Origin of the sequence: Brevibacillus choshinensis, from assembly GCF_001420695.1 — a bacterium.
GTDB lineage: Bacteria > Bacillota > Bacilli > Brevibacillales > Brevibacillaceae > Brevibacillus > Brevibacillus choshinensis.
Genome location: NZ_LJJB01000007.1, coordinates 1,578,909 through 1,594,812, shown reverse-complemented (window position 1 = coordinate 1,594,812; position 15,904 = coordinate 1,578,909). Strand labels below are relative to the sequence as shown.

At 47.2% G+C, this 15,904-nt stretch carries 15 protein-coding genes; all 15 read right to left on the bottom strand.

Annotated elements, in window-relative coordinates; all coding sequences use genetic code 11:
• Window positions 1-80: 80 nt before the first annotated feature.
• Complete coding sequence (locus AN963_RS07655) at window positions 81-1,427, bottom strand: PTS galactitol transporter subunit IIC (protein ID WP_055743906.1); 1,347 nt, start codon at window positions 1,425-1,427, stop codon at window positions 81-83.
• A 33-nt stretch (window positions 1,428-1,460) separates the two neighbouring features.
• Entirely contained in the window at window positions 1,461-1,745 is a 285-nt protein-coding gene (locus tag AN963_RS07650) for a PTS sugar transporter subunit IIB (protein ID WP_055743905.1), read from the bottom strand.
• Window positions 1,742-2,224 (bottom strand): PTS sugar transporter subunit IIA, encoded by a 483-nt coding sequence (locus AN963_RS07645; RefSeq protein ID WP_055743904.1) that lies wholly within the window; start codon window positions 2,222-2,224, stop codon window positions 1,742-1,744. The genes AN963_RS07650 and AN963_RS07645 overlap by 4 nt, the downstream gene beginning before the upstream one ends.
• A 178-nt stretch (window positions 2,225-2,402) precedes the next feature.
• Window positions 2,403-3,437 (bottom strand): threonine aldolase family protein, encoded by a 1,035-nt coding sequence (locus AN963_RS07640; protein WP_055743903.1) that lies wholly within the window; start codon window positions 3,435-3,437, stop codon window positions 2,403-2,405.
• Window positions 3,424-3,882, bottom strand: a complete 459-nt coding sequence (locus AN963_RS07635) for a MarR family winged helix-turn-helix transcriptional regulator (protein WP_201783712.1) — start codon at window positions 3,880-3,882, stop codon at window positions 3,424-3,426. Before AN963_RS07635 ends, AN963_RS07640 begins: the two co-directional genes overlap by 14 nt.
• A 197-nt stretch (window positions 3,883-4,079) precedes the next feature.
• Window positions 4,080-4,634, bottom strand: coding sequence for a GNAT family N-acetyltransferase (locus AN963_RS07630; protein WP_055743902.1), 555 nt, complete (start codon window positions 4,632-4,634; stop codon window positions 4,080-4,082).
• A gap of 211 nt (window positions 4,635-4,845) precedes the next feature.
• On the bottom strand, window positions 4,846-5,619 hold the full coding sequence (locus AN963_RS07625; RefSeq protein WP_236707890.1) for an HpcH/HpaI aldolase family protein: 774 nt from the start codon (window positions 5,617-5,619) through the stop codon (window positions 4,846-4,848).
• A gap of 84 nt (window positions 5,620-5,703) precedes the next feature.
• Window positions 5,704-6,654 carry a branched-chain amino acid transaminase gene (locus AN963_RS07620; protein WP_055744493.1) on the bottom strand — a complete coding sequence of 317 codons (951 nt, stop codon included), beginning with the start codon at window positions 6,652-6,654 and terminating at the stop codon, window positions 5,704-5,706.
• A gap of 86 nt (window positions 6,655-6,740) precedes the next feature.
• Window positions 6,741-7,463: an aspartate/glutamate racemase family protein gene (locus AN963_RS07615; protein WP_055743901.1), complete on the bottom strand. Its 723-nt coding sequence runs from the start codon at window positions 7,461-7,463 to the stop codon at window positions 6,741-6,743.
• 87 nt (window positions 7,464-7,550) lie between these two features.
• Complete coding sequence (locus AN963_RS07610) at window positions 7,551-9,116, bottom strand: hydantoinase/oxoprolinase N-terminal domain-containing protein (RefSeq protein WP_055743900.1); 1,566 nt, start codon at window positions 9,114-9,116, stop codon at window positions 7,551-7,553.
• Entirely contained in the window at window positions 9,113-10,210 is a 1,098-nt protein-coding gene (locus AN963_RS07605; RefSeq protein ID WP_055743899.1) for a DUF917 domain-containing protein, read from the bottom strand. The genes AN963_RS07610 and AN963_RS07605 overlap by 4 nt, the downstream gene beginning before the upstream one ends.
• Window positions 10,211-10,235: 25 nt before the next feature.
• Window positions 10,236-11,558 (bottom strand): purine-cytosine permease family protein, encoded by a 1,323-nt coding sequence (locus AN963_RS07600; RefSeq protein ID WP_055743898.1) that lies wholly within the window; start codon window positions 11,556-11,558, stop codon window positions 10,236-10,238.
• Window positions 11,559-11,902: 344 nt separating this feature from the next.
• Window positions 11,903-13,327 (bottom strand): hydantoinase/oxoprolinase N-terminal domain-containing protein, encoded by a 1,425-nt coding sequence (locus AN963_RS07595; protein ID WP_055743897.1) that lies wholly within the window; start codon window positions 13,325-13,327, stop codon window positions 11,903-11,905.
• The gene (locus tag AN963_RS07590; RefSeq protein ID WP_055743896.1) at window positions 13,308-14,438 is read right to left on the bottom strand and encodes a DUF917 domain-containing protein; all 1,131 of its coding nucleotides are present in this window, start codon (window positions 14,436-14,438) and stop codon (window positions 13,308-13,310) included. The genes AN963_RS07595 and AN963_RS07590 overlap by 20 nt, the downstream gene beginning before the upstream one ends.
• Window positions 14,439-14,482: 44 nt before the next feature.
• On the bottom strand, window positions 14,483-15,865 hold the full coding sequence (locus tag AN963_RS07585) for a sigma-54 interaction domain-containing protein (protein WP_055743895.1): 1,383 nt from the start codon (window positions 15,863-15,865) through the stop codon (window positions 14,483-14,485).
• Window positions 15,866-15,904: the final 39 nt, after the last annotated feature.

Genomic DNA, 15,904 nt, shown 5'->3' with positions numbered 1-15,904 from the left:
GTATGTTCAAAAAGACACCCTGCACATGCTCTCGTAGCCACGTGCAGGGTGTCTGCCATATCATTTCACTATTTGCCTCTTTACACCGATTTGTCCATCAGGTTTGCCGATTGACGATGTTTACGCTGTACTAGATAAGCAACAGCCAAACCGATAATCGCGATTCCAATAATGCCGACATAGCCTAGCTTCGCACCGAATAGGAAGATCGCCGTCGTAGGAACAGCTCCGTCCACAAGCGATGAAATCGCGCTTGCACCATCCGGGAATTTGAAACCGGCGTTCTGTGCTGCTTGTGTGAACAACGGTGAAATGTAAGTCGCTAAAAGCAAACCAAATGCGAGTGAAATAGTCGCTCCAATAACCGTACGGATCACATTCCCTTTGAAAATGGGCACCATGAGGCAGACGATAAATGGAATCGTTGCTAGGTCTCCAAAAGGAAGAACCTTGTTTCCTGGCATCAAAACGGCCAAGCCAAGCACAATCGGAATCATTAGCAGCGATGCGGCGATGGTAGCTGGATGGCCAACTGCCAGTGCTGCATCCATCCCGATATTGACTTCACGCCCAGGAAAGCGCTTACGAACAAATTCGCTCGCAGCTTCTGAAATCGGAATCAGACCTTCCATCAAGATGCTCACCATCCGCGGGAGAATGAGCATAACTGCCGCTGTTTTTACACCCAAGTCCAGAACTTTCGGCAAATCCCAACCTGCCAACAGGGCGATGATAATACCTAAAATGAGTCCAAGAACGGTCGATTCCCCTAGAAGCCCGAGGCGTTTTTGAATGGTCTCAGGGTCTGCTTTCAGGTTACGGAAGCCCGGGATACGATCAAACAGTTTTTCCAGTGGCAATGCGATCAAATAGTATGGGGTAGCAGTACCATGCGGAAACGAAATGTTGGCATATCCATAATAGTTGGAGACGTGTTTGGACGTCAGATCGGCCAGGACAAGCAGAATGATTGCGTGTGCGATCGAAGTCAGGATACCAAGAGTTATGTTGTTGGACATGACCGCGACCAATGAACCGGTAAAAGCAATATGCCACAGGTTCCACAAATCAATATTGAGCGTTCGGGTCAGCCCTAGTACAAGCATCCCCAAATTGACTGCCAAGCCAATCGGAATCGCAAGCGCGCCTACGGCAGATCCGAAAGCAATCGCCGATGTAGCAGGCCAGCCTACATCAATAATCGTAAGCTGGATCCCCAGATTTTTCACCATGTCCTGTGCAGCAGGGCCAAGACTTCCCATCAGTAAGCCAATCACAAGGTTGATCCCAATGAATCCAATCCCTACCGTCAGGCCTGCACGGAAGGCTTCCCCTGGCTTCGTTTTCAGGATGATCCCAAATAAGAAGATGAGAACCGGCAAAACAACCGAAGGGCCAAGGTCAACGAGGTATTTGATAACGTCCATAGTGAACCTCCTTTGATAAGGCAGATAGTTACCTTACATCTTCAGTTTTGCTTCGATTTCGTCATACACTTGCTCTTTCCCGATTCCCGTCAGCAAAGGAACTGCATTGATCACTTTCTCTGCCAAGGAAGGGGGTACTGCTGTTGTGGAAATAATCAGATCATATTGACCTGCTTTGTTCAAAACGTCACTCACCTTTGATTGATCCAGTGATGCCTCGATCCCTTTATCCCGTAAAAACGCTTTCAACTTTTGCATCACGACGGTCGATGTAGCAACTCCTGTCCCACAAATCACAAGTACTTTTTTCTTGTTCATGATTTCTCCTCCACGTGCACAAGCTGGCCCAGAACGTTCCATACGTCCTCTATTCCTTGTGCATCCATAATTTTTCGCATATTTGCCTGATCTTGAATCAGATTCATGATCTGTTCCAGAATAACTAATTGGGTCTCTCCCCGTTCCGGTGCAAGTAAAAACACTAATTGAACCGAAATTTCAACTGTCGGGTCTGCCATGTTACGGAACGGTACCCCTTTTCGAACCACTCCGAGTGCAATCGTCGGTTTCATGACGTGGTGCTCCGGATCCGCATGCGGAATCGCGACATTGACTTCTCCAGTGTACAATCCCGTAGGAAAAGCTTGTTCCCGTTTACACACCGCTTCCATATACTCGATACGAACTGCACCCGTCCGAATCAGCATGTCTCCCAATTGATGCAACAACTCGGATTGGTCCACGGATTCTTCAAATATGCGGATATGGTCCTTACCAATATATTCTGACAAACTCACTATTTTATTGCACCTCCTTTCTTCTGTATTTAAGCAAATACTATGCCAACCCGGGAAAAACGCGGAACGCCTTGCGTAGAAGGCGTTCCGGTAATTACTTACACAATTTCTGACGGTACTTACACATTTTATCCAGCAGAGTTTGTGGGTGATTTTGTTCTCACCCGCTCATTCACGTTCACAAAGCCTGGATGTCCTCGATCAGGATTTCAACATTTTCTTTTTTCGTTGCCCAGCTGGTACAAAATCTCACCACGCTATGTGTTTCATCGACTTTTTCCCATAAAGAAAACGAATATTTTTTGCCCAATTCCTCTCGCACATCGTCCGGTAAAATCGGGAACTGCTGATTGGTGGCAGAATCGTAACGGAAGGAAAATCCTTTTTCGGCAAATGCCTTTCGAATCATCATTGCCATTTCCACGGCGTGATGCGAAATTTCAAAGTAGAGACCATCTTCAAACAAGGTTTCAAACTGAATTCCCAGCAATCTTCCCTTCGCCAGCAATCCACCCTTTTGCTTGATCATATAGCGGAAATCCTTTTTCAAGGCATCATTCATGATGACGACTGCTTCTCCGAACAGTGCCCCCACTTTCGTTCCCCCGATATAGAACGCATCGCATAGCCGAGCGATATCGGCCAAGGTCAAATCGCATTCCTCAGAAACCAGACCGTAACCTAGTCTGGCACCATCCAGAAACAATGGCAAACCACATTCGGTGCATTCTTTACTTAACGCTTCCAACTCGGATTTCGTATAAGTCGTTCCGTTTTCCGTAGGATGAGAAATGTATACCATGCCTGGCTGCACCATATGTTCATGTGTTGTGTCATTCCAATGGGCATCGTACAGTTCTTTTACTTGTTCTGCCTGAATTTTTCCATCTTCACTCGGCAATGTAAGAACTTTATGGCCAGTCGCTTCAATGGCTCCCGTCTCGTGTACGGCGATATGACCCGTGATGGCTGACACGACTCCTTGATGCGGGCGTAATAGGGAAGCGATCATGGTCGTATTTGTCTGTGTTCCTCCCACTAAAAAGTGGATATCTGCGTTTTCAACATCGCATGCTTTTCGAATGTAAGCTCTGGCTTTTTCACAATGTTCATCCGTTCCATAGCCGGATGTCTGTTCTTCGTTGGTCTCCCATAGCCGTTCCAAAATCCGCCTGTGAGCACCTTCTGTGTAATCATTTTCAAATCGAATCATCCTGCACCCTCTCCAACCTGTCCAATTTCTGTTGAATAAACAACATGGAAGCATGTATTTCCTTGATTTCTTTTCTGGTTAGCCCGCCTATTAATCTCATGATTTGTTCATCCGATCTTTCGTTCAGATGCTGAAACAGAGCTTTCCCTTTTGGTGTCAATCGAATCAGGCTTGTACGGTTATCCAACGTCGAGCTTTCCTTTACTAGCAACCCATCTTTACGAAGCTTAGCAATGATTCTGCTCATGTAGCTACGATCAATTTCCAGCTTATCGACCAATTGGTTTGCTATGCACTGCTCCATGAATCCAATCTCCAACAACACCCGAGCCTCTGTTAAAGAATATCCCGTATCCAGTACATGCTTATCTAAGACACCAAGCATGTTCGTATAGAATCGATTGAATTGTCGAATATCTGCGATGATAGGATCACTTAGATCCATGATAGGCCTCCCTTTTAGTGGACTATGTCCACAAACAACGTATCGCATATAGCGGACTTTGTCAACGACTGTACTCCTCCGTTTTTCACATCAGGTTCCATCTTATCCCCACTCTCAAAGTGACCCGCCAGAGAATTTTGCCTCGGAGCTCCACTGGCCAGAACGGAGGATAATGCTGATTGAGTGATGGATACGAACTACTTTCCTTTCGTAAAGCTTTCCTTGTGAAAACGCGTGATGTAAGAAAACAAAAGCGGTCCATTATCGCTCGCAAATGACCCTGGGATAAGTGGGAGATACATCGCTCGATAAGGCTCTGGAACCCAGATGTATTGATGGATATACGAAGTATCCTGGAACCCCGCATTGGTCCAAAAGTGTGCTCGCTTTTGATTGGTTTGGTTATCATCTGCTTCTACTTCTATGACGAGCAGCTTGTACGCTCCTTCTTTTATCGCCCAGCTCTTGATTGCTTCCAGAAAAAGGGTTCCTATTCCCTTTCCTCTCGAATCTTTCCGTACGGCAAAGTAATCAATGATCAAGGTATCGTTGGAATCGCTTTTTCCTGTAATCGACATCGCGACTGGTTGTCCATCGATTTTACCCAGATGCAAAAAACATAAGTGTTTACGAAACATGTTTTGGATAATTCCACGATTTTTTCTTCCATGTTCGGGAAATCCTGCGTAGTAAATAGGCTCCGCTTCGTTCCACAAGTTCTCCTCCCACCGATCAGTGGTAATGATTTCCATGCATTTCGCATCCTTTCAGGCACAAGCTCTGACAACTCACTATTAGGCTTTCCTTCCTCTGATAAAGGAAAACCCCCTTGTACTAGTGGCTCATGTCGAGAACAGATTCTAGTAAAAGGGGGAAAAGCTACGATACTGGAAAAACATCCTTATTCAGGCAACGGACAAAAAAAACTCCGTCCCACTGCGCAACGGAGTTTCACCTTATCATCTATGCTTGATGGGCACCCTGGCCAGCATCTACCACTTCGGAAAAGGCAGTCATGAAAACAGAAGTAAGGACGACAGCGACAAACGATGTACCTTTCTGCAGCTCCTGACGAACTCCATAGGGGCTAGCAGCTATCGTGCCGAGGGGTATGTTCTTTTGCAAAGCACGTTCACGCAGCTGCGCGATCACTTTTTGTACCTCTGGATGCTGAGCTCCCTCTTCTTTGTATCCCATGGAAATGGATAAGTCAGTCGGCCCGATAAACGCCATGTCGATGCCGGGGACGCTGATGATTTCATCAAAATTAGCCACCGCTTCTGGTGTTTCAATATGTACAATTACCAGAATGTTGTCATCCGCTGCATCCAAATATGCTTTCCCCTGATCTTTTCCATACCGTGAAGGTCGAGTGATAAAAGCAGCACCCCGTTGGCCAATGGGGGGGAACTTCGCTCTTTTTACGACCAACTCAGCATCTTCTCTCGTATTCACCATCGGGACTTGAATTCCTTTGGCCCCACGATCCAATGCTTTTTGGATGCAGGAGGGATCATAGGAGACCCGTACAATGGGGACGAGATCGACTCTTTCGGCAGCACGAATCATATTCTCCAGATCTCTGGGACTAAACGCGCCGTGTTCGTCATCGATGACGAGAAAGTCAAAGCCGGAATACCCGAGCATTTCTACGATCTCCGGGCTGTAAATGCCTATAAAAGCGCCAACTGCTTTCTCACCATTCTTCAATTTTTTCTTGACTACATTATTCATCATCTATAACCAGTCCTTTGCTATCAGCCTGTTGTCGATGCTATTCGAGAAATCTAGGACGTTTTCCTCTTCATGCTAGCTAAATCATTAATAAACGGGGGTCACCCAATCCAGATAACGCGCATCTCTGCCGCGAACGGCATGATCATATGCAGCCTGCAGTTGCTTCGTAATGAGACCCATGACTCCGTTGCCGACTGGGCGTCGATCTACGGAAGTGATCGCGGCGATTTGAGCACCTGTACCAGCTAGGAACATTTCATCGCAAATGTACAGCTCGGTTCGATCAATCTGGCGAACCTCGTACGACAGGTCCAAGTCCTCTGCTAGTTGCATAATAGCGCGTCTGGTGATGCCTTCAAGGATGTCCGATGTAATCGGGGTCGTGACTAGCACACCATTGCGCACAATGAACAAGTTTGCCGAGCTTGCCTCGGATACTTGGCCGTCACTAGAGAGCATAATCGCTTCATCGTAACCGTCTGCCGTTGCAGCGTCATTTGCCAAGGCAGGGTTAATATACGCGCCGGTTACCTTGGCACGTGAAGGAATCATGTTGTCGGAAATCCGCTGCCAACTGGAGACCGTAGCGGCAAGACCGGCCGTATCGACGTAGTTCCCCATTGGTACCGAAAAAATCGCCAACTCATCGCGAAGTCCCGTTAACGTGACTTTGATTACCTGTGAGGCTTTAAAGGCAAACGGGCGAATGTAAACGTCTTCCCGATATTCATTTTCCGCAAGCATTTTACATGTCCACTCAACCAGTTCTTCAGCCGTGTATGGCAGGGTGATTTTCAGAATGCGGCAAGAAAGTAATAATCGTTGGTAATGCTCCAACGCTTTCAACACGTACAGCTGTCCTTCTTGCTCATTCCAGTACGCACGGATGCCCTCGAAGCAGCCGGTTCCGTAATTCAATGCATGTGTTGAAATGTTGACGTTTGCCTCTGCTAAAGGCATGATTTGGCCTTTAAAAAAGCAAAAGCCTGACGTGATTTCCTTTTTGGGAGATGGACCTTTCGACGTTTCGATCATTTCCACTTTTTCTTCTCCTCCTCTTATTCAATCACAGGTAATGAAACAACCTGGAGGGCGACCGAATCCTCCAGGTTGTTTGGACATTATCTTGATGTGCGAAGCTTTTGAGTAGGCTTCATGTAAGTCAAACGACTTTGTTTCACCTTCATGGAAATTAGACTTTCCAACGTTTTCGCTGAAGCAAAAGAAGGATCGATAACAGGTACATCATAGCCGTGGTCTTTCAGCCTATTCTGGAGAGCCTCTGTGACCCCCATCATTCCTGTGCAGCCCAAGATCAACGCATGGGCTTTATCAATCTCAATCGCCCTGACCATTTCCTCAAACAAGGCATTTTCCATTTTCTCTTTATCCACGAGTTCCAGAACTGGGATGTCTACATAACGAATCGAAGCTAATTTACCGTTCACTCCTACCGATTTTGTCACATTTTCAATCATGGAAATCACGTTTGGGAGTACCGTCACGACGGAGTACGACTTTGCCAAGAGACTTGCAAAGAGCATGGAAGACTCACCTGCACCCACGACTGGAATATCGACTACTTCCCGTGCCGCCTTCACTCCTGGATCTGCAAAGCACAAGCTGATTACACCGTCGCAACCATCGTTTTGCGCTTCAATGGCTTTTTCCAGCATATTGGGTATAGCCAAAGCCTCGTCGTATTCTCCCTCCACGGAAGCTGGTCCATAGTCCAAGTGGCACACCTGTACCTCCGTCGTTTCGTCGAGGTAGTGGGCAAACTCCTGCTTTACCTCTTCGTTAAAAATATCCATGATCGTAGGCAATAAGACTCTGATTTTCATAAGAAATCCCCTCTTTATCTTCAAATTTTTAAGAGCTGCCTTTTCTTACTGACAAAATCGATATTTCGTTCCCCAAGTTCAATGAGATTAGACCTCTACCGCAGTAGCCAGCGTGCCTGCTGCCTTCACGCGAATGCGAGTGGCGTTGCCCAGATAGGACAACGGAATATCTTCAAATTCGACGATTTCAATGGTAGCTGGTTCTGCCCCTGCAGAGATTGCTTCGTCGATCGCCATTTGTTTTGCTGTTTCCAACGTCTTCTCGCGACCGACTTCATCGAGGGAGAAGACCCGATCGATCTGTCCGCTGATTTGTGCGATCGCAGCACCAATGGCATTGGCTACGCCGAAGTTTTCAGGTCGAATGATTTGGGACGCACCCTTTAATTCGTCTGGCAAAAGGATACTACCACCACCAACGAGAATGACCGGCACTGGATCTGCACTCGTCTTCATCTTGTCGATTGCTTCCTCAGCCATTTCGACAATGCGGTTGTAGACTCGATCCAAAAGGTCTTTATCTAAGTGAGCTACTTTCTCACGGTCGCCAATGTTCACTTTGCCCAATGCGATCACCACATCCGTCGTGGTCAATGTATCCCCGCCGAATGCCAGCCCTTTTTGCGGAAGCTGGTAGCCGACGCTATCCGGGCCGACTGTAATCTGGCCATCCTCTTGAATACGAACGATGGTTCCTCCACCCAATCCAATCGAAATCAGGTCGGGCATTCGGAAATTCGTACGAGCTCCACCGATTTCGACTGCCAAAGAGGACTCACGCGGGAACGAATTAACGAGGACACCGATATCGGTAGTGGTTCCCCCGACATCAACGACAAGTGCATTTGCAAGTCCGGACAAATAAGACGCTCCACGAATACTGTTCGTTGGACCGCAACCGATAGTGAGGATCGGATACTTAATGGCGTATTCAATACTCATTAACGTCCCGTCGTTTTGCCCGAAAAAGACTCTGGCATTGACGCCTTCTGCTTTCAGTGCGTCCATAAAGCCGTAAGCCGTCGTTTTTGCAACCGTGACGATCGCCGCATTCAAAATCGTTGCGTTTTCACGCTCTAGCAAGCCTACGCTACCAATTTCATAGGAGAGAGAAATCGGCGTTTCTACGCCTAATACTTCTCGCAAGATTTCGGCAGCTCTCAGCTCATGGTCTTTTGAGACAGGAGAGAACACAGAGGAAACCGCTACAGAATCCACTTTTCCTTTGATCTCTTGGGCGATGCGATACAATTCTTCCTCATCCAGCTTCACGATTTCACGACCATCAAACTCATGACCGCCTCGAATGACATACACACGTTTTCCGAGGTGCGCCCTCAGGTCCTCGGGGACACCGATTAATGGTTTGATGGCGAGTGTGGCTGGCGCGCCTATACGAATGACGGCAATTTCATTCAAACGTTTGCGTTCCACAATCGCATTGGTGCAGTGAGTCGTGCCCAACATCGCATACGTAATTTGTTCACGAGGAACCCCTGCTTGTGTGATCACTTCACGCATGGCCTCGTAAATGCCTGTACTTACATCCTGAGTCGTAGAAGACTTTGTTTGCGCCAGTACTCGATAGTCACGGTCCAATAACACTGCATCTGTATGTGTGCCGCCTACGTCAATCCCGATTCGATAGCTCATTTCGCAACGCTCCCTTTCCCAACCAATTCTTCAATAGGGATATAGTCCACATCATAACGGAAGTAGCGTGGTCCCACCGTCTCAATTCCTTTCGGTGTGCGCCATTTCGGATTGCATTGCATACCAATGACAACCACACGTGCTCCATAGCGCAGACCCTCCGTCGTAATCGGCAATCCCGTTTCTGCATCCAATACGGCAATCAAGTCAGGAGTTACGCAGAGAAGACTCTCTTTCGTTTTCGCCAGCAAATGCTCATTTTGGAATCGCAGCTCTAGAGTTTCGCCTTTATAATCCAACAGCCCTTCCATCGTTGCGGTTCCACGTGCCCATCCACCTTCTGTCTTGCGGTCAACGTCAACGACTTTTCCACGGAACAATTCGTATCCACTCGTCAATTTCAATACTTCATGGACGGGATCCAAATTCGCTTCCTTCGCCAAGCGGATTGCGCGGCCGATCTCTTCTTCCAGCTGCAAAATGCTGTGAATGCCGCTTTCCTTCAGGTTTTTACCCAGCATCGGGTAAATGGCGCATGTGGCCGCCCCTCCCTTTTGTACGGTAACACTGCGAGCAATCCGTTCGGTCCATGAATTATCGATGGTGTCCATGATTGTGACGTTCCCTTTTTCGTCTGCCAGAACCATCGGAGTAGCGGAAATTCCGTCGAGGTAGAAGGTCGTCATCTGTAGCTCTGGAAAAGCGCGGCCCATCCCATCCACGTCCACTACTGGCAGTCGGAGTTGGGCAGCAAGGGCAAGTGGGAGCATCGAGTTGATGCCGCCTGCTTCGATCGGGTACGTGGCAAAGACTTCTTTTCCCATGTACTTTTCGAGTGCTTGAAATGTCTGCGCAACTTCATGACCACTAGGGATTTTCTCGATCAGGACGGTCGGTGCTCCCATCCCCCCAGAAGCCACGACGAGTGCATCATCGGGAACTTCATCCACAGACAGTAAGGTAATCGGTCCGTATTCTTCAATAGCTTGGAGAGCCATCAATTTCCCGATGTAAGGATCCCCTCCGCCTCCCGTGCCCAATACTGCGGCACCTACTGCGATGTCTTCGATTTCTTGTTTACCTATCTGTCTCACGTGTATCTCTCCTCTGCTCTAAGATTTAACCTGCTTTGTCCATCTTTACATTGAGTTTGCTATCCAGAGTGGCTCCGAATACTTTCATACCAATAAAGTAGGCAATACCAGCGACAACGAGTGAATTAATCGATGGAATTCCCCATTGAAACAGGTAGCCGATCCCAAAACCGAGTGCCCAAGCGACGATCGAAACCGGATTCCAGGTTTCACATACTTCTGGCAGTTCTCCATGCTTTCGGCTTTCATCCAACACTTTTCTGCTTCTTTTTAAGATGAAATAATCAACTACCATGATTCCGGCAATAGGAGGGATCCATACCCCTAGAAAGACAAGAAAGTTAACAAACTGATCCAAGATTCCAATAACAGATAATACAGTTCCCGCAATTCCGACAATTAGTGTAATGAGACCGCGATTCACATTCTTGCCAAATAGAGCGTGGATGATATTGGTGAAGCCTAATGATGCGGAATACAAGTTGATATCGTTAATTTTCACGGTGGCGAAAATCACGGTCGCAGCTCCCAGCCAACCGGAAGTTTGGAGAGCAATCGTTACCACGTCACTCGTTTTCACCGCGTGTGCCATGAGTACGGCAATCAAGTTAATGATAATTTCCCCAATGACAACGGAGATCAAAGTCGACCAAAGCACGTCTTTGCTGCTGCGGCAATAGCGCGTCATATCTGGTGTTAGCACCGCTCCCACCATGAAGCTTCCGGCAACCATGGTTGCTGCAGCACCTAACGAAAGGGCTGGACCAGGTGCTGCAGAGCTGATTAACTCCGGAAGGGAATGACTTTCAAACACCTGATAGATTCCATAAGCAATGGCGAGTAAAAAACCAGGAACGGCGATCTTAGCTGTCACACCCAGCCATTTAAAGCCGAAAATGACGATAACCGTGACGAACAATCCCGTCAAGATCGCGGCTAGAGGAAATCCTAATGCTCCCCCTAAAGCGTTGTTTATCCCATTGGCGAATACGGAGTTTTGAACGCCGAACCATCCGATCGTCGAGACAGCAATGACAATTCCGATGATACTGGATCCATATTTCCCAAATCCTGTCCAGCGGCTCAGCATACTTGTGGAAAGTCCTTCACGTGCGCCTGCGATCCCGATGAGTAGAATGACCACTTCGAGAATAATGGCCCCTAGAAAACTTGCTAATGCTGCATCCCAAAAAGACATCCCATACCCAAGAAATGCACCTAAAATGAATTGGCTAAGAGATGTGAAAGCACCAATCCGAATGACGAGAATTTCCCACATGGGGACACGCGCTTCTTGCGGCACTCTGCTAAGTGAGTAATCGTCCGCCATGTTTGATTGACCAACCATGATTTCGCCCCTCCTTTACCTTCTATTTGTTTGTAAGCACGGAACTGAGAAAAATCGAAATATTCACCTCCGAAATGTTTGAATATTCTATTTTGCAAATGCCATGCCAAACGGAAGGTACCGCTTTTTCATCATAAATGGTCGGAACGGAATCCACTAATCAAACAAATCGACCAAATATTTGCAAATAAGGAACGACAAAGAAGCTCTAAATATAACGATTATCACATTGTTTTTTGTTTATTCTCTATATTTCTCGTTTTTTATCTTATTTTCTCATTTTTTAAGTATTTTCTCATATTGAGAATAAAGTGAGAAAAAGAAAGCTGGATTCTCGAGGATTTTCATCCTTTGAATCCAGCTTCATTTTTATCACGAAAGCCAAGCTTTCCTATCGCCTTCACCTTGATTCGTAATGCTTTCGTCGGCATATAAGACAAAGGAATCGTCTCCACAGTCTGTACAAAAACAGAGCGAGGAGCAGCTCCCCCATCAATTGCAGCTTGAATAGCCGCTGCTTTTGCCACCTGAATGATTTCTTCCCGTTCCCGTTCTTCTAACCAGTATATCCGATCGACTTTTCCACTAACGGGAGCAATGCAAGCTCCAATCGCGCTAACGTTCTGATAATCTTTTGGATGAAGGACATCTGCCCACGGATATGGAAAGGCGGAAGCTACCCGTTCACTACCTTCCCCCACAAAAACGATCGGAAGGGGTTCAAAACGTGGTTGAAATCGTTGGATGGCGTGATAGATCGCATCTAACGAATCATCGTCTATACAGTCAGGCATATCGAGTGATAAGTCTTTCTTTTCGAGTGACAGACTGATGATATCAGGCATCTGGAGGTTCACACGTACACCTGCAATGGCTTGGTTTCGCCGCTTTTCTCTGGGGAAGCCCCCCTCTAATGCCCCAATACTGACACGAGACTGACTTACATCTACGATTACACAATCGTTTAATTTTGTAAGAAGAGAGGCCCCACGAAAGCTATTCGAGATCCGAGAACCTAACGTTCGGATGGGGTGACGTAACACAGATTCGTATGACATGAGCGAACCATCATTTTGTGTAAAGTATATCCTTGCTTCGATATTATGCTTTTGTATTAAACCTTCGAGTCCTTGAAGGGAGAGGGTAATGAGCTTTGACAATGAAGCGTTGAGAATAGCTGAGTTTTCTCTTTCTAAAAAACCAATACTCCCGAGCTCATGGGAAGTCGTGATCGAGCAATCTTCCCCTACTATCTCCCGTATCCATCTAGCAACCTTGTTCTCATGGTCGTTGTTCACAGGAGAAAATGCACCCGTGATGGCAAACGCTTTAAAACCTTGATCCTTGATCGACCGCAAGCCTGATTCCAAGTCTTGCTTGGACGGCTCTAACCACGCCAGGCTTCCATCGATCTCGTGCCCACCCGTTATATGAATCGTTGTTTGGCCAATCGCCCTGCACAGGTAATCAGAACCCCCATATAAGGGAGGAATGGTGTTCCTTGTTTGTCCGATCCGGACGGAACAGACTTTGGAGAGGTTTTTCCCTCCGAGCAAAGCGTTTGCAAAATAGTCAGTTCCCATAATGACTTCACGAATGTTCATACATGCATCTTCGCGCTGCCTGCCAATCTTATTCAGGATTAGTGATATTCCACCTACCAAATCAGCAGAAGTATGGGTCTTGGCAAAACAAACAATCGAGCCATGACCGTCCATGAGAATGCCTGTAGTCGTTGCATTGTCTACATCAATTCCTAGCCGATACATGCGAGGTCTCCTCTTTTAACAGCTTTTCAACTGGAGTATACGAGTCCGCCATACCGAAATTCCATGGTCCCACTACATCCAGCATCTTTGGATGTCGTAGAAGAATCGGACAAGGGATTGCAATGACCCACACTTTCATATGCGTTTCCAACTCTTCGATCATCACGGGCAGCCCGCTATCTGCATCAAGCACACAAAGAATATCCGGTACCGTGGCCATGATTCGTTCCCCTTGTTTGGCCAATAGATACTCACTCAAAAACTGAACTTCCACATGCTCACTACGATGAAAACCGCTCCCCTCAACAAGCAGCTCTCCTTGCAGGAAGCCGTCCTTTAGATGTCGCTGTACATCTACAACTTTTCCCTCGATCAACTTGTGTGGTTTGCCGTATATTGAGTTTTGGAGTACATGCGAAAGGTTGGCAAAGATACGCTGAATATCGGAACCGGCAGCCAATACAGCTTCTCCGAGTCGTTTGCACACCAAAAGGGTATGAGGAATCGCTACTTCTTGCAAAATTTTTGCGCGCATAGGAAAGGACGCAGCCGCGACAGAACCACCCATTTTGGTCATCGTTACCCGTGCTATTTTTTCAATTTCAATATTGGAATCGTGGATGATTCGCTCGCATTTTCCATTGTCGGCACACATGATAAAAGGACTTGCTTGTGCGCCAAATGCATGGAAGGTCGTCATCTGAAACTCTGGAAAGGCTCGTCCCATCGCGTCACAATCCACGAGCGGCAAATTTGCTAAAGCTGATGCCAATATCGGGGTGATGGCATTGATGCCCCCTATTTCCAGGGGAGTAATGGCATTGGCTACACATTTGTGTTCATTTTCCAGTACGCGCAGCGCTGTCATTAATTCGTTACCGTTCATGATTTTCTCATAGTGAATGGCTTGTGAACCCATGAGAGACATGGTCACGGCCCAATCGTCATCTCGCAGTTCGAATGGGGAGAGCAGACGAACAGGACCATATTCATGAATAGCTTGCTTCGCCATGATATGCATGATTGCCGGATCACCACCGCCCCCTGAGCCCAAAAACATAGCCGCACAGGCAAGTGAATCTACATCTTTTTCATCCAAATAGCGAGCCATAACGAGCCTCCTTGGCATTTCTTAGCATGTTTCGAGAATTCTCATTAGGTGAAGGTATGCTTGCGATTGATCTTGCTCAGGCGTCTATATAGGGTCGCGACACTTATCCCCAAGAATTCTGCGGCTTTTCTCTTGCCTTCGGTACTCTTTCCAAATCGCTGAATCGCTTGGATGATCAGCTGCTCTTCCGTTTTTTCCAGGGAAAACTCTGAAAGTGTCGGGGGAGGAGGTACGATAGCAGGTTGCACTTCTTCATTGGTCTCGTTCGCCCGGATCGTAGTAGGCAAGCTGCTAATGGTAACCAGATCACCGATCTCCAGATTCACAATGTATTCCATTGTATTTTCTAGTTCGCGTATATTCCCAGGCCAATGATAGTCGAGCAAGCATTTCATCGCTTGTGTAGTAAAACGCTTCGGTTCTTTGCCCAGGCGGTCACCAAAAAATTTCATGTAAAACTGAATCAAGTCATACAGATCCTCCGTTCTCTCGCGCAATGGCGGGACGTATAACGGGATCACATGCAAACGATAGAACAAGTCTTCTCGGAATTGCCCACTGACAATCATGGCTTCCAAGTCTTTGTGTGTCGCAGCGATCAGTCGAGCATCGACCGGGATGCTCTCAGAGCCGCCGATTCTTTCAATGCGACGCTCTTGTAGAACCCGAAGCAGCTTGGCTTGCAAATAAGAAGGCATATCCCCTATTTCATCCAGAAACAAAGTGCCATGGAGCGCTAATTCAAAACGCCCTGGCTTCCCTCCCTTTTTCGCTCCTGTAAACGCCCCGTCTTCATAGCCGAAGAGCTCGCTCTCTAGTAATGCTTCTGGGATGGCTGCACAGTTGATGGCAACAAATGGCCCTGTGCTTCTCGTACTCGCGTGATGAATGGACTGCGCGAGCACTTCCTTTCCTGTCCCGCTTTCTCCTCGGATCAATACAGTCGAATCGCTCTTGGCAATCTTTCTAGCTTGCTCTTTTAAGGCCATGGTGCTCGGACTATGCCCGCGGATGTCCTCAAAGGAGTAGCGAGTGACATATTTTCTGTTTTTTTTGAATTCAGTCTCTACGACTTGTTCTGTAAATTGGAGAATGGCACCCTCTACTTGGCGGTTGACGAAAAGGGGGTGCAACCGACATAGATAAGGGTGTCGTCTTCCCGCTGCTTCCAGTACATCTACGGGAAAATCACGTAGTGGCTTCCCTTTCTCCACGAATTCTATGAGCTGGGGCGAATCTACTAGCTTTTGTAACGCTTGATTCAAGAGGACTACCTGCGACCGACGCCATACATGCTCGGCAGTCGGATTCACGTGTATGACCCGCCCACTACAATCGACTACCAAAATGGGAAAAGCAATGAACGACAGCAGCCCTTCTACTTCCTGTAGCAGCATTTTTCGTTCTTTGCTTGTTTGGTCCGTCATGTTCATCCCCCTCTTTACGAACGACTACCTTCTTTCAAA